Annotated in this window: 21 protein-coding genes and 1 tRNA gene; 11 read left to right on the plus strand and 11 right to left on the minus strand. The window is 72.0% G+C overall.

Going from position 1 to position 24054, the window contains the following annotated elements:
• Positions 1-222: 222 nt before the first annotated feature.
• On the plus strand, positions 223-1536 hold the full coding sequence (locus ACIRJT_RS13215; RefSeq protein WP_403908094.1) for a class I SAM-dependent methyltransferase: 1314 nt from the start codon (positions 223-225) through the stop codon (positions 1534-1536).
• Positions 1537-1629: 93 nt separating this feature from the next.
• Here the strand turns inward: ACIRJT_RS13215 and ACIRJT_RS13220 are convergent, their stop codons facing one another.
• Together ACIRJT_RS13220 and ACIRJT_RS13225 are read right to left on the minus strand one after the other, a co-directional pair.
• On the minus strand, positions 1630-4161 hold the full coding sequence (locus ACIRJT_RS13220) for an ABC transporter permease (RefSeq protein ID WP_403908096.1): 2532 nt from the start codon (positions 4159-4161) through the stop codon (positions 1630-1632).
• 120 nt (positions 4162-4281) lie between these two features.
• Positions 4282-5052, minus strand: a complete 771-nt coding sequence (locus ACIRJT_RS13225) for an ABC transporter ATP-binding protein (protein WP_403908098.1) — start codon at positions 5050-5052, stop codon at positions 4282-4284.
• Positions 5053-5640: 588 nt separating this feature from the next.
• On the opposite strand from ACIRJT_RS13225, the gene ACIRJT_RS13230 reads away from it, so the two are divergent.
• The 3 genes from ACIRJT_RS13230 (at position 5641) to ACIRJT_RS13240 (ending at position 7297) form a co-directional block, all read left to right on the plus strand.
• Positions 5641-5726, plus strand: a tRNA-Leu gene (locus tag ACIRJT_RS13230).
• A gap of 230 nt (positions 5727-5956) precedes the next feature.
• Positions 5957-6841, plus strand: coding sequence for a Bax inhibitor-1/YccA family protein (locus ACIRJT_RS13235; RefSeq protein ID WP_403908100.1), 885 nt, complete (start codon positions 5957-5959; stop codon positions 6839-6841).
• Between the two features lie 138 nt (positions 6842-6979).
• Positions 6980-7297 carry a hypothetical protein gene (locus ACIRJT_RS13240; RefSeq protein ID WP_403908102.1) on the plus strand — a complete coding sequence of 106 codons (318 nt, stop codon included), beginning with the start codon at positions 6980-6982 and terminating at the stop codon, positions 7295-7297.
• 66 nt (positions 7298-7363) lie between these two features.
• Here the strand turns inward: ACIRJT_RS13240 and ACIRJT_RS13245 are convergent, their stop codons facing one another.
• From ACIRJT_RS13245 to ACIRJT_RS13255, 3 genes are all read right to left on the minus strand, one after another.
• Positions 7364-8239 (minus strand): hypothetical protein, encoded by an 876-nt coding sequence (locus tag ACIRJT_RS13245; RefSeq protein ID WP_403908104.1) that lies wholly within the window; start codon positions 8237-8239, stop codon positions 7364-7366.
• A 421-nt stretch (positions 8240-8660) separates the two neighbouring features.
• A complete protein-coding gene (locus ACIRJT_RS13250) occupies positions 8661-9881 on the minus strand; it encodes an acetyl-CoA C-acetyltransferase (protein ID WP_403908106.1) in 1221 nt (406 codons plus the stop codon).
• A 176-nt stretch (positions 9882-10057) separates the two neighbouring features.
• Entirely contained in the window at positions 10058-11059 is a 1002-nt protein-coding gene (locus tag ACIRJT_RS13255) for an SGNH/GDSL hydrolase family protein (protein WP_403908255.1), read from the minus strand.
• 159 nt (positions 11060-11218) lie between these two features.
• On the opposite strand from ACIRJT_RS13255, the gene ACIRJT_RS13260 reads away from it, so the two are divergent.
• Positions 11219-12625 (plus strand): cystathionine beta-synthase, encoded by a 1407-nt coding sequence (locus ACIRJT_RS13260; RefSeq protein WP_403908108.1) that lies wholly within the window; start codon positions 11219-11221, stop codon positions 12623-12625.
• 422 nt (positions 12626-13047) lie between these two features.
• Here the strand turns inward: ACIRJT_RS13260 and ACIRJT_RS13265 are convergent, their stop codons facing one another.
• Entirely contained in the window at positions 13048-13467 is a 420-nt protein-coding gene (locus ACIRJT_RS13265; protein WP_403908110.1) for a hypothetical protein, read from the minus strand.
• Positions 13468-13793: 326 nt separating this feature from the next.
• Here ACIRJT_RS13265 and ACIRJT_RS13270 point away from each other — a divergent pair, with 326 nt between their 5' ends.
• The 3 genes from ACIRJT_RS13270 (at position 13794) to ACIRJT_RS13280 (ending at position 15673) form a co-directional block, all read left to right on the plus strand.
• Positions 13794-13937 (plus strand): hypothetical protein, encoded by a 144-nt coding sequence (locus ACIRJT_RS13270; RefSeq protein ID WP_403908112.1) that lies wholly within the window; start codon positions 13794-13796, stop codon positions 13935-13937.
• Between the two features lie 206 nt (positions 13938-14143).
• Positions 14144-14989 carry a MurR/RpiR family transcriptional regulator gene (locus tag ACIRJT_RS13275; RefSeq protein WP_403908114.1) on the plus strand — a complete coding sequence of 282 codons (846 nt, stop codon included), beginning with the start codon at positions 14144-14146 and terminating at the stop codon, positions 14987-14989.
• A 144-nt stretch (positions 14990-15133) separates the two neighbouring features.
• Complete coding sequence (locus ACIRJT_RS13280; protein ID WP_403908116.1) at positions 15134-15673, plus strand: hypothetical protein; 540 nt, start codon at positions 15134-15136, stop codon at positions 15671-15673.
• 57 nt (positions 15674-15730) lie between these two features.
• Here the strand turns inward: ACIRJT_RS13280 and ACIRJT_RS13285 are convergent, their stop codons facing one another.
• From ACIRJT_RS13285 to ACIRJT_RS13305, 5 genes are all read right to left on the minus strand, one after another.
• A complete protein-coding gene (locus ACIRJT_RS13285; RefSeq protein WP_398068452.1) occupies positions 15731-16105 on the minus strand; it encodes a hypothetical protein in 375 nt (124 codons plus the stop codon).
• A gap of 143 nt (positions 16106-16248) precedes the next feature.
• The gene (locus tag ACIRJT_RS13290; protein WP_403908118.1) at positions 16249-16719 is read right to left on the minus strand and encodes a roadblock/LC7 domain-containing protein; all 471 of its coding nucleotides are present in this window, start codon (positions 16717-16719) and stop codon (positions 16249-16251) included.
• A 38-nt stretch (positions 16720-16757) separates the two neighbouring features.
• Positions 16758-17567 (minus strand): winged helix-turn-helix domain-containing protein, encoded by an 810-nt coding sequence (locus ACIRJT_RS13295; RefSeq protein ID WP_403908120.1) that lies wholly within the window; start codon positions 17565-17567, stop codon positions 16758-16760.
• The gene (locus ACIRJT_RS13300) at positions 17564-17977 is read right to left on the minus strand and encodes a hypothetical protein (protein ID WP_265601218.1); all 414 of its coding nucleotides are present in this window, start codon (positions 17975-17977) and stop codon (positions 17564-17566) included. The genes ACIRJT_RS13295 and ACIRJT_RS13300 overlap by 4 nt, the downstream gene beginning before the upstream one ends.
• Before the next feature lie 151 nt (positions 17978-18128).
• A complete protein-coding gene (locus ACIRJT_RS13305) occupies positions 18129-19529 on the minus strand; it encodes an APC family permease (RefSeq protein ID WP_403908122.1) in 1401 nt (466 codons plus the stop codon).
• Positions 19530-19674: 145 nt separating this feature from the next.
• On the opposite strand from ACIRJT_RS13305, the gene hutU reads away from it, so the two are divergent.
• Genes hutU through ACIRJT_RS13320 form a run of 3 tightly spaced genes read left to right on the plus strand, consistent with a single transcriptional unit; the run spans position 19675 to position 24004 of the window.
• Positions 19675-21333, plus strand: a complete 1659-nt coding sequence (gene hutU / locus ACIRJT_RS13310; RefSeq protein ID WP_403908124.1) for a urocanate hydratase — start codon at positions 19675-19677, stop codon at positions 21331-21333.
• A complete protein-coding gene (locus ACIRJT_RS13315) occupies positions 21333-22646 on the plus strand; it encodes an allantoate amidohydrolase (RefSeq protein WP_403908126.1) in 1314 nt (437 codons plus the stop codon). Before hutU ends, ACIRJT_RS13315 begins: the two co-directional genes overlap by 1 nt.
• Complete coding sequence (locus tag ACIRJT_RS13320) at positions 22637-24004, plus strand: formimidoylglutamate deiminase (RefSeq protein WP_403908127.1); 1368 nt, start codon at positions 22637-22639, stop codon at positions 24002-24004. Before ACIRJT_RS13315 ends, ACIRJT_RS13320 begins: the two co-directional genes overlap by 10 nt.
• Positions 24005-24054: the final 50 nt, after the last annotated feature.

Genomic DNA, 24054 nt, shown 5'->3' on the forward strand with positions numbered 1-24054 from the left:
CGGGGCGCGACGGCGGGCCGTGGCCAGATCCCGCCCATATGGGTGGCGCATACACACACTTTGCCGATTCGTTGCCCGGTAGCGGGATGACGGAGTGTGCGGGGAGAGTTGACGCAGGTGTACCTCGCCACGGCGCCCGGGGTGTCGCGGCGGGGCTACGAGCATGTCTGTTCGCTTGGTGATTGTTGTGCTTGTCGGGGAAACACCACGGAGGTGTGCGCCATGGCAGACGCCGCGTCGCGGCTGACCGCTCTTGCCGAAGAGTTGCTCTCGGAACCCCTGCGGGTCCGTATCCGGGCCTGGGACGGCAGCGAATCGGGGCCGCCCGGCGCCCCGGTCCTCGTGATCCGTCACCGCCGCGCCCTGCGCCGACTCCTGTGGAAGCCGGGCGAACTGGGCCTGGCCCGCGCCTGGGTGGCCGGGGAGATCGACATCGAGGGCGACCTGTACGAAGCGCTCGGCCATCTGGCCGGGCTGCTCTGGGACCGCGGCGCCGACGCCAAGGACTCCGTCCACCCGGTCCGCGACCCCAAGGTCCGCGCCTTCGCCCGCGGCCTCCTCGACATCGCGGGCCCCTGGCCGCCGCCGGCCCCGCCCGCGGAGGAGGTGCGCCGCCGCACCGGCCCGCTGCACACCAGACGCCGCGACAAGGAGGCCATCAGCCACCACTACGACGTCGGAAACGACTTCTACGCCCTGGTTCTCGGCCCCTCCATGGTCTACTCCTGCGCCTACTGGCAGGACGGGGGGACCCTGGAGGAGGCCCAGCGCGACAAGCTCGACCTGGTCTGCCGCAAGCTCGGCCTGAAGGAGGGCGACCGCCTCCTGGACGTCGGCTGCGGCTGGGGCTCCATGGCCATCCACGCCGCCCGTGCGTACGGGGCGCAGGTCACCGGCATCACGCTCTCCCAGGAGCAGGCCGCCCACGCCCGCAAGCGCATCGCGGAGGAGGGCCTGACCGACCGGATCGAGATCCGGGTCCAGGACTACCGGGACGTCCGCGACGGCCCCTACGACGCGATCTCCTCGATCGGCATGGCCGAGCACGTCGGATCGGTCCGCTACCGGGAGTACGCGGACGACCTCTACGCCCTCCTGAAGCCCGGGGGACGCCTCCTGAACCACCAGATCGCCCGCCGCCCCGAGAGGGACGAGGACGCCTACCGCATCGACGCGTTCATCGACGCCTACGTCTTCCCCGACGGCGAACTGGCCCCGCTCGGCCGCACCCTGGCCACCCTGGAGGAGGCGGGCTTCGAGGCCCGGGACGTCGAGGCGCTGCGCGAGCACTACGCGCTGACCCTGCGCCGGTGGGTGGCCAACCTGGAGCGGCACTGGGAGCGGGCGGTACGCGCCACCTCCCCGGGCCGGGCCAGGGTCTGGCGGCTGTACATGGCCGCCTCGGCGCTCTCCTTCGAGCGCAACAAGATCGGCGTCAACCAGATCCTCGCGGTGCGCCCGCTGGAGGCAGGCGGCTCCCGGATGCCGTCGCGCGCCCGCACCTGGGCGGAGCCCGTAGAGGGCCGGGACGCCTGACCCGTACGCGTACGGCGACGGGCGAGGGGCCGGCGCCCCGCTTTCCAGCGGGGCGCCGGCCCCTCGTCGTCCCCACGGCCCCCCGGGCCCGGACTACTCGGTCTTGATCGCCGTCAGCATGTTGAGCCTCGCGGCGCTGCGGGCGGGCCACAGCGAGGCGAGGACGCCCACCAGGGCGGCGAGGAGCAGGAAGATGCCGAGCCGGTCCCACGGGATGACCAGGGCGTAGCCGGGGATGTCGGCGGACAGGGTCTGGCCGATCGCCCAGCCGAGGAAGACCCCGAGGCCGACCCCGATCACCGCGCCGAAGAGCGAGATGACGACGGCCTCCAGACGGATCATCCGCTTGACGCGGCCCCGGTCGAGGCCGATCGCACGGAGCATGCCGATCTCCTGCTGCCGCTCGAACACCGACATCGCGAGGGTGTTGACGACACCGAGGACCGCGATCAGCAGGGCCATGGCGAGCAGCCCGTACATGATGTTCAGGGCGGTGTTGATGAAGCCGCCGAACATGTCACGGATGTCCTGCCGGTCCATGACGTTCATCGCCGGGTTGTCGCCGAGCGCGTCCACGATGGACTGCTCGTTGGCCTTGCTCGCGCCGCCGTCCGACTTGATCCAGATCTCCCGGATCTCGGGGCGGGTGGAGGTGCTGTGCTCGTCCGCCAGCTCCTTCGGGATCACGAAGGGCGAGAGGAACTCGTTCTCCTTGTAGAGCGCCCCGACCGTCAGCTCACCCTTCTTGTCGTCCTCGAACTTCACCGGGAGCGTGTCGCCGGTCTTCCAGCCGTTCGACTTGGCGGTCTTGGACCCGACCGCGACCTGACCGTCCTTCAGCGTGCCGAGCGAGCCGGAGACGGTCGTCAGGGAGAAGACCTTCTCCACGTCGCCCGGGGTGACGGCGGAGGCCGATTGGTACTCCCCGTCGACCTCGAACCAGGCCGCCTGCTGCGGGGAGAGCGCGGACACGCCGTCGGCCTTCGCCAGGGCGTTGAGCGCGGACCGGTCGAGCACGTCGCCGCTGGCCATCGTGACCATGTAGTCGGCCTTGATGTTGTCCGTGGTCATCTTGTCGATGGCCTGGCCGAGCGTGACGCCGAGCACCGAGATGCCGGTGACCAGGGTCAGCCCGATGGCCAGTGCGGAGGCGGTGGCTCCGGTACGCCGCGGGTTGCGGACCGCGTTCTGCGAGGCCAGCTTCCCGGAGACGCCGAACAGCTTCTTCAGCAGCGGCCGGACCAGCGCGATCACCGGGCGCGACAGCAGCGGGATCAGGATGATGACGCCGATCAGGGCGAAGAACGCACCGCCCGCGACCAGTTGCCGGCCGGACGTGCCGCCCGCTCCCGCGCCGCCGACGATGCCCGCGGCGCCGAGCAGGGCGATCACACCGCCGATGGAGTTCCGCAGAACCAGGGACTTGGTGGAGGCGGTGGCGTGCACGCTGCTCATCGCGGCCACCGGGGCGATCTTCGCGGCCCGGCGGGCGGGCAGCCAGGCGGCCAGCACGGTGATCAGGACACCGACCGCGAAGGCGGAGAGGACGGCGGTCGGCGAGACGATCAGCGGGCCGGCGGGGATCTTGCCGCCCAGGAGGCCCATCGCGGAACGCAGACCGGTGGCGAGGCCGAGGCCGAGGGCGAAGCCGATGACGGAGGCGAGCGTGCCGACGACCGCCGCTTCCAGCAGCACCGAGCGCTTGACCTGACGGCGGGTGGCTCCGATGGCCCGCATCAGGGCCAGCTCACGGGTCCGCTGGGCGATCAGCATGGTGAAGGTGTTGGTGATGAGGAAGATGCCGACGAACAGCGCGATGCCCGCGAACGCCAGCAGCATGGCGTTGAGGCTGGACAGTCCGCTCTCGATGTCCTTCGCCTGCTGGTCCGCCAGCGCCTTGCCGGTCTGGGCGGTGGCGTCCTTCGGCAGCAGGGGCTCGATCGCGTCCAGCAGCTTCCGGTCGGAGACGCCGCCCGCGGCGGAGACGGTGGCGTTCTGGAAGACGCCGGGCTTCAGGTAGAGCTTCTGGGCGGTCGCGGTGTCGAACAGCACGAGGCTGCCGCCCGCGTTGACCGCGCCGTCCTCGGTGGTGAAGATCCCCGAGAGGGTGTACTCCTTCACCGGGCCGTTGGTCGCGACCCGCACCGGGTCGCCGACGCGGTACTTGCCCTTGCTCGCGGTGTCCTTGTCGAGAGCGACCGAGCCGTTCTTCGCCGGGCCCGAGCCGTCGGTGAAGACGTAGCTCGCGTCCTTGCCGTCCTTGCCGGGGGCGAAGTTCGCGCCGGTGTTGGACCAGCCGTTGCCGATCAGCTTGCCGTCCGGGTCGGCGACCCCGGCGAAGCCGTTGACCCGGCCGGTGGCGGAGGCCACGCCGTCCAGGCCCCGGATCTTCTCCAGGGTGGCGTCGTCGATGCCGGCGGTCTTCTCGTCGTCGCCGGCGAACGTCTCGATGGAGACGGCGACGTTGTCGTAGCTCTTGGCGGACTGCTTGCTGAAGGCGTTGCCGAGGGTGTCGGTGAAGACCAGGGTGCCGGAGACGAACGCTACGCCGAGCATGACGGCGAGCACGGTCATCAGCAGCCTGGCCTTGTGCGCGAGCACATTGCGCAGGGCGGTACGGAACATGTCTGTGTCCTGGGATGGGTTCCGGAAGGGGGGCGGGGACGCGCGGGGGGCGGCGGCCGGGGTGCGGCGGGCGCCCGCGTCAGCCGGTGCGGCGGCCGTGCCGGCCGGCCGCCGACGGCGTCAGCTCGTGCGGCCCTTCGCGTCGAACGCCTTCATCCGGTCGAGGACCCCGTCGGCGGTCGGGTGGATCATCTGGTCGACGACCGCGCCGTCCGCGAGGAAGATGACCCGGTCCGCGTAGGAGGCGGCGACCGGGTCGTGCGTCACCATCACCACGGTCTGGCCCAGCTCGCGCACCGAGTTGCGCAGGAAGCCGAGGACCTCGGCCCCCGAGCGGGAGTCCAGGTTCCCGGTCGGCTCGTCACCGAAGATGATCTCGGGCTGCGAGGCCAGGGCGCGGGCCACGGCGACGCGCTGCTGCTGACCGCCGGAGAGCTCGGTCGGGCGGTGCTTCAGCCGCTCCGAGAGCCCCACCATGTCGATCACCTTCTGGAGCCACGCGGCGTCCGGCTTACGGCCGGCGATGTCCATCGGCAGGGTGATGTTCTCCAGCGCGGTGAGCGTCGGCAGCAGGTTGAACGCCTGGAAGATGAAGCCGATCTTGTCCCGGCGCAACTGCGTGAGCTGCTTGTCCTTCAGCGTGGACAGTTCGGTCTCGCCGATGCGCACCGAGCCGCTGCTGAAGCTGTCGAGCCCGGCGACGCAGTGCATCAGCGTCGACTTGCCGGAACCCGAGGGGCCCATGATCGCGGTGAACTCGCCCTGCGGGAAGTCCACGGTCACCCGGTCCAGGGCGACGACCTGCGTCTCGCCCTCGCCGTAGACCTTCGACAGCTCCGTGGCGCGGGCAGCCACCGCGGTGGCGCGGTGAACGGTGGGGGTGGTGGTCACTGGGACGCTCCTGGTTCGGGTGATGCGGATGCATGGGCCGTGCTGAGGCGGGCGCTGACGCCATGCCTCGGGGACTTACTCCATCGTTACGTCCCGATCGGCCCCGGTCGTCACTCCCGATGCCCGTTCCCGTAGCCGTCTTGAGTCGCATCGCGAGCGTGGATCCGTCCTCCTCGGGTATGACACCGACCCTGACCGGAGTCGTGGCCACCGCCTGCCGGTCACCCACGGTGAGCACGCGGGACGCGGCCGGGGAGCGGTCGGGGAGCGGCCCCGGCGGCGGGCGGGCCCTTCCGGAGCGACGCCGGACCCGGGGCCGGAGCGGCGTCGGACCCGAGGGTGGCGGATGCCCTGGCGAAGCCTGGCGCGGACCTGGCGCGTTGGGCCGTACGAGTGCGGCGACTTTCCGTCATTCCCGTGCGGGCCACGGACCGCCCATGATCGGCCGCGGGCGTGTGGTCAGCCCGGCCAGATGTCCTGACGGACCCTCAAGCGGTCAATAAAATAAGACAACATCGCGCCACTGTTCCGCTGATCGAGGGACGTCCCCGGATAGGGTCGGTAGCCAGACGCGGAGCCGCGCGGCACGCCCGGATGGTGGAACGTAGACACGGCGAGCTTAAACCTCGCTGCCCCTCGGGGGCGTGCCGGTTCGAGTCCGGCTCCGGGCACCACGCGCCGCACCGTGCGTGACCCGGACGGCCCAGACCGTGACCGGCGCCCGGTCCTGTGAGCCCCGCCACCCGCGTGCCCCGCGATTCCCGCCCCGTACGCGATTCCTCCCGGGCCTCGGAGAGCCTCGAAGTGAGCCGGCGCAAAGATCCTCCCCTGGCACTAGGGTGATTCTTTTGCCTACCCATTACTCTTGTGGCAAGGCCACGCAGTGTGGCCATGGAGGAGTGAGATGAGGAGCAGCAACCCGGTCTTCTCGCGACGGGGGTTCAGCCGCGACAACGGCCACGCGGGCTTCAACGCGACGCCGCAGGCCGGGGCCCCCGCGACGGGCGCCAACCCGTACGCGCAGGGCACCGCCGCCAACCCGTACGCCACCAACCCCTACGCGCAGACGGACATCCAGGGCGCCCCGCAGGCGCCCGCCCGTCCCGACGTGATGACCATCGACGACGTGGTGACGCGTACGGCGATGACGCTCGGCACCGTGATCGTCGCCGCGACCGCCGCCTGGTGGACGCTGCCGGTCGACAAGGAGAACGTCGGCACGGCGATCGGCGTCGCCATCGGCGCCGCGATCATCGGCTTCGTGCTGTCGCTGGTGAACTCGTTCAAGCGCCGGCCCTCGCCGCCGCTGATCCTGACGTACGCGGCGTTCGAGGGTGTCTTCCTCGGCGTCATCAGCAACATCGTCAGTGTCTACTGGGCTCCCGGCGCCGCGATGCAGGCGGTGATCGGCACCATGGCGGTCTTCGCCGGTGTGCTGATCGCCTACCGCACCGGACTGATCCGGGTCACGCGCCGCTTCTACGGCTTCGTGATGGCGGCCGCCATCGGCTTCACGCTGCTGATGATGGTCAATCTCCTGTTCGCCGTGTTCGGCGGCGGTGACGGCCTCGGCTTCCGCAGCGGTGCGCTCGGCATCATCTTCGGCATCGTGGCCATCGTCATCGGCGCGTGCATCCTCGCCCTGAACTTCAAGCAGGTCGAGGACGGCATCGCGTACGGCGCTCCGCGTGAGGAGTCCTGGCTGGCGGCCTTCGGCCTCACCGTGACCCTGGTGTGGATCTACATCGAGATGCTGCGCCTGGTCGCGATCCTCAGCGGCGACGACTGACCGACCGCCGAGCACCCGTAGCATCCGCGGTACCCGTGACACCGCAACGGCCCGCAGGCATCGCGCCTGCGGGCCGTTGCGCGTTCCGTGCCCCGGCGCGTTGGCAGCCGGGCGGGAGGGCCGCGTAGGGTCGGCCGGGTGCTCGATACGACGCCCCTGATCCTGGCCGTGGACCGTTTCGCCGACCGGCTGCGCTCGGCCCCGCAGAGCCGCCTCCAGCGCGGTGCGGCCGCCGAGGCGCTGGCCGCGGCCCGCGAACTCGCCGTCCGGGCCCAGCGTCTGGAGGACCCGGACGCCGAACCGCGTGAACTGCCGGACGCCGGGATGTTCGCCGTGGGCGACCAGCTCGCCGTCGCCGGGCGGGACCTGGCCGTGGCACTGGAAACGGCCCCGTCCCAGGAGTTGGACGAGGCCGTGCGGTATGTCGGGGAAGCGGCGGCGCGGGCTTTCGCGTGACGCGTGTGAGTGACGCGTGTGAGGGGCCCGCGCCCGGGGGCCGGGGCGGTACGGGGTGGACCCCGGTCAGAACGAGGCGATGACGCGGTCGGCGAGGATGTACACGTTGTCCTCGCCGCAGGAGAAGGTCAGGGCGTAGGCGCCCGAGACGCCCGAGCCGCCCAGCAGCACCGGCTGCCGGCCCGCCCGCAGGGCGTCGGCGAGGCGCTCGGCGGTCTCGCGGTGACCGGGGGTCATGCAGAGCGTGGTGCCGTCCGCGAAGACGTACACGTCGAGCGTGCCCAGCGGGCCGGGCCGCACGTCGGTCAGCTCGGTCGCGGTGTCGGCCAGCTCCTCCAGCCGGTTCACGGTGCGCTCGTGGTCGGTGACCACCGGTGTCTGTACGGGGATGAAGTCCGGGTGCGAGGGGTGGCGACGGCGGGCGGCGGCCAGCTCGGGGGAGTCCTCGGGGAACTCCGCGATCTCCGCGATCTCCGGGAGGTCGGTCAGCTCGCCGGTCCCGTGCTCCGCGAGAGTCCGCTCGGTCAGCTCCGCGAGCTCCTCCATCGCCTCGGCCGCTTCGAGGTCCATCGACTCCAGACCGGCGAAGTCGGCCTGCCGGGGCAGGTAGTACGGGGCGTCGTCGCCGAGGCCGGACAGACCGCCCAGCAGGGACGGGGCGTCGGCGGCGTCACGGGCTTCCTGGGCGGCCCAGAAAGCGCGCGCCTCGGCCAGCTCGCGCTCGCGCTCCTCGGCGAGCGCTTCGGCGACGGCCGTGCGTATCTCCTCGGCGGGAGTGGCCGTACTGCGGCTCTGCGGCGGCACGGAAGCACTGAGGGCGCGACCGGCGGCCAGCTCCGTGCGCAGCGCCGCCACCTGCTTGCGCAGCCCGTGAGCGGCGTGCAGTGCGGCGGCGCCGACGGCCGTGGCAGCGGCGGTGGTCAGCAACAGGGCAAATGACATGGCGCTCACTGACATACTCCCGGTTTCTATCGATACCCCCGACTTCCTACATCAGCTTGACCTGTACCGGTACGGGCTGTCAGTGCATTACGTCACGAAATGGACAGGTCTTTCGGTCCGGTGTTTAGCCCTATATTGGCTCTGACCTGCGGAAACGACTCTCCCCCGGGACGCAGATCACATCCTGGGGGAGATTCGGTCACGGTCGGAGCTCGGCGGGGTTGGCCCAGCCGCTCGTGCTGGTGGTCGCGCCGGGCTTCGCCTCCGCTGCGGGCAGGTGCCGCCTTCGTTCCTCAGGCGACCCCTACCCTCCGCTGCGGCTCAGCTCAGCCGCTCGTGCTGGTGGTCGCGCTGAGCTTCGCCTCCGCTGCGGGCAGGTGCCGCCTTCGTTCCTCAGGCGACCCCTACCCTCCGCTGCGGCTCAGCTCAGCCGCTCGATCACCATCGCCATGCCCTGGCCGCCGCCCACGCACATCGTCTCCAGGCCCCACTGCTTGTCGTGGAACTGGAGGCTGTTGATCAGCGTGCCGGTGATGCGGGCGCCGGTCATGCCGAAGGGGTGGCCGACGGCGATCGCGCCGCCGTTGACGTTGACCTTGTCCAGCGGCAGGCCGAGATCCCGGTAGGAGGGGATGACCTGGGCGGCGAACGCCTCGTTGATCTCGGCGAGGTCGATGTCGTCGATGGTCAGGCCGGCCCGCTTCAGCGCCTGCTTGCTGGCCTCGACCGGTCCGTACCCCATGATCTCGGGGGAGAGGCCGGAGACGCCGGTGGAGACGATCCGGGCCAACGGGGTCAGGCCCAGCTCGCGCGCCTTGGTGTCGGACATGATCACCAAGGCCGCGGCGCCGTCGTTCAGCGGGCAGCAGTTGGCCGCGGTGACCAGGCCGTCGGGGCGGAAGACCGGCTTCAGGCCCTGCACGCCCTCCGCGGTGACGCCAGCGCGCGGGCCGTCGTCCTTGGCGACCACGGTGCCGTCGGGGGTGGTGACCGGGGTGATCTCCCGCTCCCAGAAGCCGTTCTTCAGGGCTTCCTCGGCGAGGTTCTGCGACCGCACGCCGAACTCGTCCATCTCCTGGCGGGTGACGCCCTTGGTCCGGGCCAGGTTCTCCGCCGTCTGACCCATCGAGATGTACGCGTCCGGCACCAGGCCGTCCTCGCGCGGGTCGTGCCAGCTCGCGCCGGACTCCTCGGCGCGGGCGGCGGTGCGGGCCTCGGCGTCGGCGAACAGCGGGTTGTGCGTGTCCGGGAGGCTGTCGGAGTTGCCCTTGGTGAAGCGGGACACCATCTCGACGCCGGCCGAGATGAAGACGTCGCCCTCGCCCGCCTTGATCGCGTGCAGCGCCATCCGGCTGGTCTGGAGCGAGGAGGAGCAGTAGCGGGTGACCGTACAGCCGGGAAGGTGGTCCATCCCCATCCGCACGGCGATGATGCGGCCGAGGTTGTTGCCCTGCTCGCCGCCGGGCAGACCGCAGCCCAGCATCAGGTCGTCGATGTCCTTCGGGTCCAGCTCGGGGACCTTGGCCAGGGCGGTCTGGATGATCGTGGCGGTCAGGTCGTCCGCGCGCAGGTCCTTCAGGGACCCCTTGAAGGCGCGGCCGATCGGCGAACGGGCGGCAGAGACGATCACGGCTTCGGGCATCACGCGGCTCCAAGGGGGCTGGAAGGCTGTGTGGACGGGCGGAACTCCTCTGGAAGTTACCCGGACGTATCGCCGTGGTCACCCGGCAGGCCGTGTGATGCGGGACTCTTTTCTAAGCGCTTGCTCAGGGAGTCCTGCCCCCGTCCTGCCGACATCCTGCCGGGTGGCGACGGCCCCTACGCGTGCCCGTGGGCGGCGTCCGGGTGCGGGTGCGGAGCGGGCTCCGCGGAGGCGGGCAGACGCCGCCGCCGGCGGTGCTTGAGGAGGGCCCAGGGAGCGCGCGCCCCCGTGACCTCCGTACCGGCCTCCCGGGCCGCCTGGGACGCGGCCTTCGCCACCGGGAGGATGTCCTCGCGGCGTGCGCCGTCCAGCCGGTCGGTCTCCGGCCACAGGCCCAGCACCGCGCACAGCGTGGGCAGCACCGCCATGGCCGCCGTGGCGTAGCCCTCGGCGGAGGGGTGGTAGTTGTCCGGGCCGAACAGCTCGCGCGGGTTCGCCGCGAACTCCGGGCCCAGCAGATCGCCCAGCGACACCGTGCGCCCGCCCTGCTCCACCGCGCCGATGGTCTGCGCGGCCGCCAGCTGCCGGCTCACCCGCCGGGCCAGCCAGCGCAACGGCTGGTAGACCGGCTCGATCGTGCCCAGGTCCGGGCAGGTCCCGACGACCACCTCCGCCCCGGCCGTCCGCAGCCTGCGCACCGCCGTCGTCAGACAGCGCACCGACTGGGTCGCGGGCATCCGATGGGTGACGTCGTTGGCCCCGATCATGATCACGCAGACGTCCGGGACACGTGCCGGATCGGCCAGCAGCAGCGACACCTGCCGCTCCAGATCGTCCGACCTGGCCCCCGGCAGGGCCACGTTCCGCAGGTCCACCGGCCGCTCGGCCACCGCGGCGAGCCCCGAGGCCAACAACGCACCCGGCGTGTGCCCGGCCCGCCGCACCCCCTGGCCCGCGGCCGTCGAGTCCCCGAGCATCCCGAGCCGCATCGCGTCGTTCGGCCCGGCGAACGCCACTCCGTACCGCCCGTCCGCGCTCGGCGGAACCGGAGCCGTCCCACCGCCCACCTGCCTCTTCGCGAGCTGGACCTCCGCCAGGAACACGCCCACGGCCGCCGCACCGATCAACCCGATGCTGCCACCGCCGTAGGCCGCGCCCGCCGCGATCCGCCGTGCCACCCTTGCTCTCGACACAGTCCGGTCCACCTCCTCCTCGCCGTACAGCCGTACACGTACCTACTTGCCCCGCTCGGGGCTCGGTGTACTCCTTCCCGTACGCAGAGCGCGTCCTGTACGCATACTCTGGGCCGGACCATCTCGGAGATCCCGGAGTACACGGTGCAATTCCACGATTCGATGATCAGTCTTGTCGGCAACACCCCGCTGGTGAGGCTGCGCAACGTCACGGCAGGCATCCAGGCGACGGTCCTGGCCAAGGTCGAGTACTTCAACCCCGGCGGGTCCGTGAAGGACCGCATCGCGCTGCGCATGATCGAGGCGGCCGAGCAGAGCGGGGAGCTGAAGCCCGGCGGCACGATCGTCGAGCCGACCAGTGGCAACACGGGCGTCGGACTCGCCATCGTCGCCCAGCAGAAGGGCTACAAGTGCATCTTCGTCTGCCCGGACAAGGTGTCCACGGACAAGATCAACGTGCTGCGCGCGTACGGCGCGGAGGTCGTCGTCTGCCCCACCGCCGTTGACCCCGAGCACCCGGACTCGTACTACAACGTCTCCGACCGGCTGGTCACCGAGACGCCGGGCGCCTGGAAGCCCGACCAGTACTCCAACCCGAACAACCCGCGCTCGCACTACGAGACCACCGGTCCCGAACTGTGGGAGCAGACGGAGGGGAAGATCACCCACTTCGTCGCGGGCGTCGGCACCGGCGGCACGATCAGCGGCACCGGGCGCTACCTCAAGGAGATCAGCGAGGGCGCGGTCCAGGTCATCGGCGCGGACCCGGAGGGCTCGGTCTACTCCGGCGGCTCGGGGCGGCCGTATCTGGTCGAGGGCGTCGGCGAGGACTTCTGGCCGAGCGCCTACGACCGGAACGTCACCGACGAGATCGTCGCGGTGTCCGACAAGGACTCCTTCCAGATGACGCGGCGGCTCGCCAAGGAGGAGGGGCTGCTCGTCGGCGGCTCCTGCGGCATGGCGGTCGTCGGGGCCCTGGAGGTCGCCAAGCGGCTCGGTCCCGAGGACGTCGTCGTGGTGCTGCTCCCCGACAGCGGACGCGGCTACCTGAGCAAGATCTTCAACGACGAGTGGATGGCCGACTACGGCTTCCTGGAGAACACCGGCACCTCCGCCAACGTCGGCGCGGTCCTGGACTTCAAGGAGGGCCCGATGCCCTCCCTCGTCCACATGCACCCGGAGGAGACGGTCGGCGAGGCCATCGAGGTGCTCCGCGAGTACGGCGTCTCCCAGATGCCGATCGTGAAGCCGGGCGCCGGCCACCCGGACGTGATGGCCGCCGAAGTCATCGGATCCGTCGTGGAGCGGCAGCTGCTGGACGCGCTGTTCACCCAGCGCGCCTCGCTGACCGACCCGCTGGAGAAGCACATGTCGGCTCCGCTGCCGCAGGTCGGCTCCGGCGAACCGGTCGAGGACCTGATGGCCGTGCTCAGCGGCACGGACGGGGCCGACGCGGCGATCGTGCTCGTCGAGGGCAAGCCCAAGGGTGTCGTGAGCAGGCAGGACCTGCTGGCGTTCCTCGCCAAGGACGCGGGTACGGCGAAGGCCTGACGGGCTGGTGGCCGGGCCCGGCCGGGGTGCCTGACGGGCCGGTGGCGGGCCTTCGCGAAAACGGTACGAGCGCGTCACGTCCGCGCAGCACCCGCTTAACACGGCTCCGGCACATTGGTGGATGTCGGCAGGGAAACCCGCCGGCACCCAGAACGGCGACACCGGACTACGGAGCGGCTCCCGGACCTCCACCGTCGCCCGGACGCGGGCAACCGGCCCTGACCCGGACCGCGTCCCTCGCGGGGACCGCCGTCGTCCCGCCCCCCGGGCGACCGGGGGTGCGGCGGTCCCCGCGACAGACCTCGCAGACTTCGCAGACGACAGCGCGGCCGGACTCCCCGTGGGCCCGGCCGCGCTGTCATGCCCGGACCTCGGCCAGGCTGCGGGAGGCTCGCGCCCGTCGTGGACGATCGTGGCGGCGCTCAGTCCCTCCAGTCGGACGGCGCGCGTTCCTCCCGGCGGCGGAACAGGCCGCCGCCCCGCGCCGCCTGGAACGCGTTGACGCCGACGATGCCGAGCCAGGCCACGACCAGCCCCTCGATCCCGGCGTTCACGACGCCGATCGCGGACAGCGGGACGGCCAGGATCAGCGACACGATCCCCAGACCGTGCCGCTCCCCGAAGCTGCTCCCCGGCTCCGCCGGACGAACCCCCCGGGCGGCGGACATCTGCTGCTCGGCGAGCTGACGGCGGACCCGGCGGTCGAGCGTGGTGTCGAGCCGCTGCTCGACCTTCTCCAGGAACGAGTCGATGAGTGCGCTCTCGTACTCCGCGCCCAGCTCGCCACGGGCCTGGAGGGTGGCGGCGAGCTCCTTCTTGAGCTCGTGGTCACGGGCTTCCATGCCTACGACGGTACGGAGGCCGAGGCGCGGTGACAGTGGGGCTGGCCCCCGAGTTTTGTGGGGCTAACCCCCCCTCTGAGTCCTGCCGACCCACGCGGCTTCGACTCCGGCGGGTGGCCTACGCTGGAGGACTACCTCAAGGCGAAAGGCCGGCGAGAGCGCTGACAGGGATGAAAGGCGACTCCGTGCCACCGGACGGCCTCGTTCCCCCCGGTCCGGACGAGGAATCTGCCTGCCGGACGTGCGGACACGACGACGGCGACCTCTTCTGGGAAGACGGATGGCCCACAGCGCTCATCTGTGTGTGCTGCGGAAACGAGTCAGATGTGTCCGACACCAGCCTCATGGGGGTCCGGAACTACCGCGGTTACTGGACGGGGACCGGTGCGGCATGGCACTCCCCCTCCCTCAAGCCCCGGGACTGGGACCTCCTCGAGCAATTGGCCCGCATCCCGGTGGAGTGGCGTTAGCGGTGGTTGGCCCTGTGCCATCCCTACACATGCAGCCCCCACTGCAACCGCCACATCACTCCCGCCTTCCAGGCTTCGGCTCGCGAACCGGAACACCCCTCCCCGCCCGCCCCCACCGCACTGCATATGGACATACAGCGACCTTCCTGGCTGAATAGAACGGTCGGCGCCGGTCGTGGCGCGACGGATCCAGCAAGGGGACAGGGATGAGTGGGAGCAGCCCCGCCGCACGGTTGCAGCGGCTCTTCGAGGGGCACCGGCTCACGCCCACCCAGCGGCGCATCGCACACTGCATGGTCCGCCGGGCGGCCGACGCGCCGTTCCTCTCCAGCGTCGAGCTGGCCGAGCTGGCCGGGGTCAGCCAGCCCTCCGTCACCCGCTTCGCCGTCGCCCTCGGCTTCGACGGCTATCCGGCGCTGCGCAGGCACCTGCGCGAGGTCGCGCCCGCCGACGGGGAGCAGGAGGACCCGGGGGAGACGTACAACGAGTACCAGCAGGCGGTCCGCGCCGAGATCGAGAACCTCCAGCACCTCTGTGACGTGCTCGCCGACCCCGCGCCCGTCGAGCGGGCCGGCCGGCTGCTCGCCGACTCCCGTCCGCTGCCGGTGCTGGGGCTGCGCGCCGCCTCCTCTCAGGCGCGCGGCTTCGGGTACTTCGCCGCCAAGGTGCACCCCGACGTCCGGGTCCTCGACGAGGGCGGCAGCATGCTGCCCGACCGGATCGACTCCGCCCGCCGCGCCGGAGCCACCGCCCTGATGTGCTTCGCGCTGCCGCGCCACCCCAAGGAGAGCGTGGACGCGCTCGCGTACGCCCGGGACCAGGGGCTGACCGTGGTGACGGTCGCCGACTCCGCCTTCGCGCCCGTCGCCAAGCACAGTGATCTGCTGCTCCCGGCGGCGATCGGCTCCGGGCTCTCCTTCGACACCGTCTGCGCGCCGATGCTGCTCGGCCGGGTGCTGCTGGAGGCGATGTGCGACGGACTTCCCGACGCCCAGGCCCGGTTGGAGGAGTTCGACGCCCGGGCGGTGGCGCGCGGTCTGTTCGTGGAGTGAGGGCCCGCGCCCGTCCTTCCGCGGATTCTCAGGCATCGCTCATCTGCGGCCGTTAACCTCCGCGCCCAGAGGCGCCGCGACCCCGCGGCGTCGTGGAGCGAGAGGGGTACGGACGTGGGGCGCGGAGGGCAGTCGCTGGCGAGAGTGGCCGTTGTCGTACGGGCCGGGGCGGCGCCGCTGTGGTGGGCGGGCCTGGTGGCGGCCGCGGCGGGGGCGTTCGCTCCGGGCCTGACCGGGCGTCGGGTCGGGCTGCTGGCCGGGGCGGCGCTCTTCCTCGTCACCGCGGCCGTCGTGGCCCTGGCGCGCGGCAAGCGGTACGCGGAGCTGGCCAGGAGCGCCTCCCGCGCCGGGCGGGGCGACTTCCTCCAGGACCGGGCCGTGACCGTACGGATGTGGCGGCGCGGGCGCAGGTGGTGGCTGCTGGGGGCGTTCGTCGCGGCGGTGGCGTCCTCGTTCGCGCTGCCGGGGACCGGCGGGCTGCTGCTCGCCGGGGCGGGTGCGGGCCTGTGGCTGAAGGCCGTGCGCATCGGACAGCGGGAGCGCCGTGACGACGTCCTGTACTGGGTGCGCACCGACTGGACCGGGCACGGGGGCCCGGCGGGCAAGCGGGTGAAGGCGTACCGGACGACGGGGCCGGAGGCGGGGGACGCCGCGCCGGGCGGGGCGCGGCGTCGCCGCCGGTGAGGCCGGGCCTTCCGGGGGCCGGGCCGAAGACCTCGCAGAGGTCGGGCCGTGCCCGCGTCAGACCTCCAGGCCCGCCTCGATCTTCTTCAGCTGGTGGCGGGCCATCGCCAGGTTCGACCGGCTCGCGTCCAGCACCAGGTACAGGAACAGTCCGTTGTTGCCACGGGTCTTGAGCAGCCGGATCAGGTGGTACTGGGTGCCGAGCGTGATCAGGATGTCCTCGATCTCGTCCTTGATGCCCAGGTGCTCCATGGTGCGGAGCTTGGCGCGGACCACGTCGGTGTTGCCCGCGGCGGCGACCTCCAGGTTGAAGTCCTTGCCGCCGCCGAGCGTGCCCAGGGCCATCCCGCTCGTGTAGTCGACGAGGGCGACACCCGTGGCGCCCTCGATCGAGCTCATCGCTTCCTTCAGTGTCGCTTCGGTGTTCGCCATGGAGGCTCGTTTCCTTTCCCTGGCCGGTCGCGGTGACCGGGGCCGTTTCTGTGGTGGCTGCTGTGCGGGCCGGTGCGCGGGCTTCTGCGTGATGGCGTGAGTCCCGGTGGTGACGGTGCGGGTGGGGGAGTGGGCCGGGCCGCCTACGTGGGGCGTTGCGGCAGGGTGCGGCCGGGCGGCGTGGCGGGGCGCGGGGGTGCGGCGCGGGCGGTGGCGGGGCGCTCGGTGCGTTCCAGCGCGGCGTCGACGAGTCCGCCGATACGGGCGCCGGCGCGGCGGCCCTCCAGATGGAGCCGGCCGACGTTGATGCGGTCCTCGGCCAGCAGGGTCAGGACGGCGGAGGAGCCCGCGGCGTAGGTGGCGATGTAGCCGTTGTCGCCGCGGACCAGCAGTTCGCGGAAGCCACCCCGGCCGGTGGCGTCGGTCATCCGGATGGAGATGCCGAGGGCGGCCGCGGTGAGGGCGGCGACGCCCTCGGCCTCGACGTCCGGGGTGTCGTGGGCCAGGACAAGACCGTCGGTGGAGGCCGCCAGCGCCCCGGAGAGCAGCGGGACCCGGGCGCGTAACCGCTGGAGCTCGACGAGGACATCACGCACTTCGGCCTCGGGCACCATCAGCTGTCTCCTCCCGGCACGCTGTCTGAGCGCGCGTATCACAGGGCCTCCAATGCGTCTCGGAGCCGGCGCAACAGGGCGATGTCGGGGTCGGCCGTCACCTCGGGGAGCGTGATCCGGCCGGACGCCGAAGAGGCCGGCAGGGGCTGGGCGCGGACCGCCTCCACCAGGCCGGCCGCCGCCAGCCGCCGCAGGTCGACCAGGATGTGGAACGCCGAACGGCCCAGCGCCTGCGCGATGTCCGAGGCCGTACGGACCCCGTCGGCCAGCTCCAGGAGCCGACGCTGCCGGGCCGGGACCGGGGCGTCGGACGGATGCGCGGCCGTCCGTCGCAGTGGCGCGCCGTCGCAGGCGGGGTCGGGCCAGATCCGGTCCAGGAACTCCCGCCTGCGCAGCGTCTCGCGCTCCACGGCGGCCACCGGGACCGGCCGCACCGGACCGATCCAGTGCGCCACCCCGTAGCGGAAGCGGGCGGGCGTCCCGGTCGGGGCGAGCGCGAAGAACGCGGCGTCGTACAGCGCGCCGAGATGGCACAACTCCAGTGCGCCGCCCGGCACATGACCGCTGTCGACGAGATAGCGGCCGACCCGGCGCTGCGCCCCGGCCTGCGCCACCGCGTCCCACCAGCCCTCGTGCCGCAGGGTGCCGCCGGCGGTGAGCAGGACGTCGATGCCGGGGGTGGCGGGGCTCTCGGCGTGCACCACCTGGCCGTCGGCGAGGTAGAGCGTGCCGCGGTCGCGCATCAGGGCGCCGGTGGCGCGTTCGGCGGCGAGGCGCTGGAGCATCGGGGAGAGCACCGGGAGCCGGTCCGTGCCGGGGGCTTCGGGGTCGGCGGCTATCGCGCTCATGCCAGCACCAGGCGCTCGGCCAGCTCGCCCAGCCGCATCCGGGCGAGCGCGAGATTGCCTTCGGAGCGGTCCAGCCACAGATGCAGGAAGACGCTGCTGTCGAAGTCCGTCTCGACGAACCGGAGCATGTGGTAACCGTCGCGGGTGGTGACGATGACGTCCTCGACGGGGGTGCTCGGCGCTTGTCCGGGGTGCTGGGCGCCGCCGTCCGGGGCGAGGTGGGCGAAGGCCGGCTGCTCGGCGGTCATCCGGGCGACCTCCGCCGTCTCGGCGGCGGTCGCCTCGTGGTCGCCGTTGGGGGATTCCCCGATGGTGCCGAGGGCGAGACCGCTCGTCCAGTCGACCACCGAGGCCCCCCGGGCACCGGGCAGTCTCATGACTTCGAGCAGGCACTCGTCGATTCCGGGCACGCGGATCTCCCCTCCCGGCGTGGCGTACGGCTGTAACGCAGAGGCTACGCATCGTGCTCACGGCAGGTGGAGGTTCCGGCATTTTCCTTTGGTACATGCCGCCCGCGGTGTAAAGGAGCGGCCGGAACGCGGTGGCGGGGGCGGCGGCCCGTCAGGCGTTCGGGGCGCCCGACCTCTCGCGGGCCGTCATCACCGCCTTGTTGAGCGCCCACAGCCCGATCCCGGTCAGCAGCAGGATTCCGGCCCGGACGTACACGTCGGAGCCCCGGTCGGCGAGCGGGCTCGCCAGGATCAGCGAGGTGATGGCGCCGAGCACCGGAAGCGCCGTGGGCGTACGGAAGTGGCGGTGGTCCACCCGGTCCTTGCGGAGCACCAGCACGGCGATGTTGACGACGGCGAAGACGCAGAGCAGCAGGAACGAGGTGGTGTCGCCGAGCCCCTCGATCTCGCCGGTGGAGACCAGGCCGATGGCCAGGAGGGAGACGAAGACGATCCCGACCCAGGGGGTGCGGCGGCCGGCCAGCACCTTGCCCATCGCGGGCGGCAGGATGCGCTCGTTGGCCATGCCGTAGCAGAGCCGTGAGGCCATCATGATGTTGATCAGCGCCGAGTTGGTGACGGCGAACAGGGCGATCAGCGCGAAGAGTTTCGGCGGGAAATCGACGCCCCCGGCCTTCACCACCTCCAGCAGCGGGCCGCTGGAGCCCGCCAGGGTGCGGGAGTCGACCAGGAGCGAGGAGACCAGGGCGACCAGGACGTAGACGGTGCCGGTGATGCCCACCCCGATGAAGATCGCGCGGGGGAAGGCGCGGGCGGGGTTCTTGGTCTCCTCGGCCATGTTGACCGAGTCCTCGAAGCCTACGAAGGCGAAGAAGCCCAGCGCGGTGGCGCCGAGCACCCCGGTGACCAGGGCGTACCCGGTGCCGCCGGTCTCGATCTGGGTCAGCCGCGAGGGCTCCCCGTCGCCGCTGAACACGGCGTACGCGCCGATCGCGAGGATCACCGCGAGTCCGCTGACCTCCACGAGGGTCAGGACGACGTTCGCCTTCACCGACTCGGCGACCCCGCGGAGGTTGATCGCGGCGAGGGCGAGGATGAACAGGATCGCGATCAGGGTCGGCGGCACCGCGTCGGTGAACTCCCCCAGGTAGTCGCCGCTGAACGCCCGCGCCGCCGCGCTCGCCGAGGAGAGGCCCGAGCACATGACCATGAAGGCGACGACGAAGGTCAGGAACGGGACCTTGAACGCCTTCTGCGTGTAGAGCGCGGCCCCGGCCGCCTTCGGGTACTTGCCGACGAGTTCCACGTACGAGGCCGCCGTCAGCAGGGCGACGGCGAAACCGATCGCGAACGGCAGCCACAGCGCGCCGCCGACCTTGCCCGCCACGTTCCCGGTGGTCGCGTAGATGCCGGTGCCCAGGATGTCGCCGATGACGAAGAGGATCAGCAGCTTGGTGCCGAGGGCGCGCTTGAGCGGCGGCGATGCTCCGGGGTTCTCCCGGGTGCCACGGCCCCCGGGTTCCGTCGGCGCGGGTGTGTCGGCAGTGCCCATGAATGCCTCCGGTTCGTCCTGCGCGTGGGTGGGGGCGTCCTGGCAGAACCTGTTCCCGGTCGCGGCGCGAACCGCACCTGTTGACTACGACTATTCAGAGCATCAGGATGTGAATAGATTTTCACCGTCGCGAGGAGGCACCGCCATGTCAGGACCCCGCCCCGTACGGGCACCGCGCGGCAGCGCACTGACCGCCCTGGGATGGCAGCAGGAAGCCGCCCTGCGGATGCTGCAGAACAACCTCGACCCCGAGGTCGCCGAGCACCCCGACAAGCTCGTCGTCTACGGCGGCACCGGGAAGGCCGCCCGCGACTGGCGCTCGTTCGACGCGATGGTCCGCACCCTTCGGACGCTCAAGCAGGACGAGACGATGCTCGTCCAGTCCGGGCGGCCGGTCGGCGTCATGCAGACCCACGAATGGGCGCCGCGCGTGCTCATCGCCAACTCCAACCTGGTCGGCGACTGGGCCAACTGGGAGGAGTTCCGCCGCCTGGAGGCGCTCGGACTCACCATGTACGGCCAGATGACCGCCGGGTCCTGGATCTACATCGGCACCCAGGGCATCCTCCAGGGCACCTACGAGACCTTCGCCGCCGTCGCCGCGAAGAAGTTCGGCGGGACGCTGGCCGGGACGATCACCCTGACCGCCGGGCTCGGCGGCATGGGCGGCGCCCAGCCGCTCGCCGTGACCATGAACGACGGCGTCGCCATCTGTATCGACTGCGACCCGCGTGCCATCGAGCGCCGGATCGAGCACCGTTTCCTGGACGTGCGGGCCGACAGCCTGGAGCACGCCCTCCAGCTCGCCGTCGAGGCCCGCGACGCCCGCCGCCCGCTCTCCATCGGTCTCCTCGGCAACGCCGCCGAACTGCTGCCCCGGATGCTCGCCGAGAGCGCGCCCGTCGACATCGTCACCGACCAGACCAGCGCCCACGACCCGCTGGCCTACCTGCCGCTCGGCGTCGACTTCGACGACATGGCCGACCTCGCCGCCGACAAGCCCGCCGACTTCACCCAGCGAGCCCGCGAGTCGATGGCCCGCCACGTCGAGGCCATGGTCGGCTTCATGGACGCCGGCGCCGAGGTCTTCGACTACGGCAACTCCATCCGCGGCGAGGCCCAGCTCGCCGGGTACGACCGCGCCTTCGACTTCCCCGGCTTCGTCCCCGCCTACATCCGCCCCCTCTTCTGCGAGGGCAAGGGCCCCTTCCGCTGGGCCGCGCTCTCCGGCGAGGCGTCCGACATCCACAAGACCGACAAGGCGATGCTGGAGCTGTTCCCGGAGAACGAGTCGCTGCACCGCTGGATCAAGATGGCCGGCGAGCGCGTCCACTTCCAGGGTCTGCCCGCCCGCATCTGCTGGCTCGGCTACGGCGAGCGCGACAAGGCCGGCGAGCGCTTCAACGACATGGTCGCGAGCGGCGAGCTGGCCGCCCCGCTGGCCATCGGCCGCGACCACCTGGACTGCGGCTCGGTCGCCTCCCCGTACCGCGAGACCGAGGCCATGCTCGACGGCTCCGACGCCATCGCCGACTGGCCGCTGCTCAACGCCATGGTCAACGTCGCCTCCGGCGCCTCCTGGGTCTCCCTCCACCACGGCGGCGGCGTCGGCATGGGCCGCTCCATCCACGCGGGCCAGGTCTCCGTCGCGGACGGCACGAAGCTCGCGGGCGAGAAGATCCGCCGCGTGCTGACGAACGACCCGGGCATGGGCGTCATCCGCCACGTGGACGCCGGGTACGACATCGCCGAGAACGTCGCCGCCGACCAGGGCGTACGCGTCCCCATGACGGAGGGCAACTGATGCCGTCCGGCACGCCCGGGAACACCCCCGGCACGCCCGGAGGCGAGCCCGTCACGTCTCCCGGCACCCGGAAGCAGTGGCGCGCGGGTGACTCCTTCCTCTCGATGTGGCGGGAGCTGGCCACCGTCGGGCGCCACTCCGACAGCCTCGGCTACCGGCGCTACGCCTGGTCACCGGCGGACCTCGACTGCCGGGCCTGGTTCCGCGCGCAGGCCGAGGCGCGCGGTCTCGCGTACGAGACCGACCGCAACGGCAACCAGTGGGCCTGGCTGGGCGACCCCCTGGCCGGGGATGCCGTCGTCACCGGCTCGCACCTGGACTCCGTCCCGGACGGCGGCGCCTTCGACGGGCCGCTCGGCGTGGTGTCCTCCTTCGCCGCGCTCGACGAACTCCACCGCAGGGGAGTGGAGTTCACCCGGCCGCTGGCGATCACCAACTTCGGTGACGAGGAGGGCGCCCGCTTCGGCCTGGCCTGTGTCGGGTCCCGGCTGGCCGCCGGACAGCTCGCCGTCGCCGACGCCCACCGGCTGCGCGACGCGGACGGGACCGCCCTGCCCGCCGCCATGGAGCGAGCCGGATACGACCCCGGGACCATCGGCCCCGACCCGGAACGGCTCGCCCGGATCGGCGCGTTCGTCGAACTCCACGTCGAGCAGGGCCGCGCCCTCGACCTGACCGGCGACCCCGTCGGTATCGCCTCCGCCATCTGGCCGCACGGCCGCTGGCGGTTCGACTTCCGGGGCGAGGCCAACCACGCGGGCACCACCCGCCTCGCCGACCGCCGCGACCCGATGCTCACGTACGCCGAGACCGTCCTCGCCGCCCGCCGCGAGGCCGAACTGACCGGCGCTCTCGCCACCTTCGGCAAGATCGCGGTCGAGCCCAACGGCGTCAACGCCATCCCCTCGCTCGTCCGCGGCTGGCTCGACTCCCGCGCCGCCGACCAGGCCACCCTCGACGCCGTCGTCACCGGAATCGAGCGGGCCGCCCGGGAGTACGCCGAACGGGCCGGGATCGACCTCGACGTCGTCCGCGAGTCGTTCACGCCCGTCGTCGCGTTCGAGCACGCCCTGCGCGACGAGCTCGGCAAGATCCTGGAGGCGAGCGGCGACACGGGGCGTCCCCTGCCCGTCCTCGGCACCGGCGCAGGCCACGATGCGGGTATTTTGTCCGCCTCGGCGCCCACCGCCATGCTCTTCGTGCGCAACCCCACCGGCATCTCGCACTCACCCGCCGAGCACGCCACCGAGGACGACTGCACGGCCGGGGTCGGGGCGCTCGCCGACGTACTGGAAGGTCTCGCGTGCAGCTGACACACCGGACGGCGGGCGCACCCGTCACCGCGACGTACTGGATGGACCACGCCTGGCTCGGCACCCACGTCGAGCCGGGCGTCACCCTGGACGTCGCGGACGGCCGGATCGCCGGAATCAGGACCGGGGTCGAGGCCCCGCCGCCCGGCGCGACCGCGCTGCGCGGCCTGACCGTCCCCGGCCTCGCCAACACCCACTCCCACGCCTTCCACCGGGCACTGCGCGCCACTGTCCAGGTCGGCTCGGGCACCTTCTGGACCTGGCGCGAGCTGATGTACCGGACGGCCTCCCGGCTCACCCCGGACACCTACTTCGACCTGGCCCGCGCCACCTACGCGGAGATGGCCCTGGCCGGGATCACCGCCGTCGGCGAATTCCACTATCTGCACCACGCCCCCGGCGGCACCCCCTACGCCAACCCGAACGCCATGGGCGAGGCGCTGATCGCGGCCGCCGCCGAGGCCGGGATCCGGATCACCCTGCTGGACACCGCCTATCTCGCCGCCGGATTCGGCGAGAAGCCCAACCGGCACCAGCTGCGCTTCTCCGACACCACCGCCGAGGCCTGGGCGGAGCGCGCCTCCCTCCTCAAGGGCGACGACCACACCCTCATCGGCGCGGCCGTCCACTCCGTCCGGGCGGTCCCGGCCGGACAGCTGGCCACCGTCGCGCAGTGGGCCGAGGAGCGCAGCGCCCCGCTCCACGTCCACCTCTCCGAGCAGACCGCGGAGAACGACGCCTGCCAGGCCGCCCACGGCCGCACCCCCACCCGGCTGCTGGCCGACCACGGGGTCCTCGGCCCGCGCACCACCGGCATCCACAACACGCACCTGACCGAGGCGGACATCGGACTGCTCGGCTCCTCGGCCACCGGCACCTGTATGTGCCCCACCACCGAACGCGACCTGGCCGACGGCATCGGGCCCGCCGCCGCCCTCCAGAAGGCGGGCTCGCCGCTCTCGCTGGGCAGCGACAGCCACGCCGTGATCGACCTCTTCGAGGAGGCGCGCGCGATGGAGCTCAACGAGCGGTTGCGCACGCACATCCGGGGCCACTGGACGGCCGCCGCCCTGCTCAGGGCCGCCTCCGCGGACGGGCACGCCGCACTCGGCCGCCCCGACGCGGGCGTGCTGGAGCCGGGCGCCCCCGCCGATCTGACCACCGTCGCCCTGGACTCCGTCAGGACGGCCGGACCGGTGCCCCGACTGGCAGCGGAGACCGCCGTATTCGCCGCCTCCGCCGCTGATGTGCGGCACACGGTCGTGGCAGGTCGGCACATCGTCCGGGACGGCCGTCACACCCGGATCGAGGACGTGCCGCGGGCGCTCGCCGAGGCCGTGGCCGCCCTGCACGGCTGACCGCGGAACGCCCGACAACCGCGCGCCCCCCGCACTCCCCGGACCTACCG

Source organism: Streptomyces sp. NPDC102283 (genome assembly GCF_044766265.1).
Lineage (GTDB): Bacteria > Actinomycetota > Actinomycetes > Streptomycetales > Streptomycetaceae > Streptomyces.

What these genes read in the sequence shown, in the direction of transcription:
- ACIRJT_RS13305 (WP_403908122.1), bottom strand. Translation starts at nt 19,529, where the DNA reads ATGGGCACTGCCGACACACCCGCGCCGACGGAACCCGGGGGCCGTGGC.
- ACIRJT_RS13235 (WP_403908100.1), top strand. Translation starts at nt 5,957, where the DNA reads ATGAGGAGCAGCAACCCGGTCTTCTCGCGACGGGGGTTCAGCCGCGAC.
- ACIRJT_RS13315 (WP_403908126.1), top strand. Translation starts at nt 21,333, where the DNA reads ATGCCGTCCGGCACGCCCGGGAACACCCCCGGCACGCCCGGAGGCGAG.
- hutU (WP_403908124.1), top strand. Translation starts at nt 19,675, where the DNA reads ATGTCAGGACCCCGCCCCGTACGGGCACCGCGCGGCAGCGCACTGACC.
- ACIRJT_RS13250 (WP_403908106.1), bottom strand. Translation starts at nt 9,881, where the DNA reads ATGCCCGAAGCCGTGATCGTCTCTGCCGCCCGTTCGCCGATCGGCCGC.
- ACIRJT_RS13285 (WP_398068452.1), bottom strand. Translation starts at nt 16,105, where the DNA reads ATGGCGAACACCGAAGCGACACTGAAGGAAGCGATGAGCTCGATCGAG.
- ACIRJT_RS13265 (WP_403908110.1), bottom strand. Translation starts at nt 13,467, where the DNA reads ATGGAAGCCCGTGACCACGAGCTCAAGAAGGAGCTCGCCGCCACCCTC.
- ACIRJT_RS13220 (WP_403908096.1), bottom strand. Translation starts at nt 4,161, where the DNA reads ATGTTCCGTACCGCCCTGCGCAATGTGCTCGCGCACAAGGCCAGGCTG.
- ACIRJT_RS13290 (WP_403908118.1), bottom strand. Translation starts at nt 16,719, where the DNA reads ATGGTGCCCGAGGCCGAAGTGCGTGATGTCCTCGTCGAGCTCCAGCGG.
- ACIRJT_RS13275 (WP_403908114.1), top strand. Translation starts at nt 14,144, where the DNA reads ATGAGTGGGAGCAGCCCCGCCGCACGGTTGCAGCGGCTCTTCGAGGGG.
- ACIRJT_RS13215 (WP_403908094.1), top strand. Translation starts at nt 223, where the DNA reads ATGGCAGACGCCGCGTCGCGGCTGACCGCTCTTGCCGAAGAGTTGCTC.
- ACIRJT_RS13245 (WP_403908104.1), bottom strand. Translation starts at nt 8,239, where the DNA reads ATGTCATTTGCCCTGTTGCTGACCACCGCCGCTGCCACGGCCGTCGGC.
- ACIRJT_RS13295 (WP_403908120.1), bottom strand. Translation starts at nt 17,567, where the DNA reads ATGAGCGCGATAGCCGCCGACCCCGAAGCCCCCGGCACGGACCGGCTC.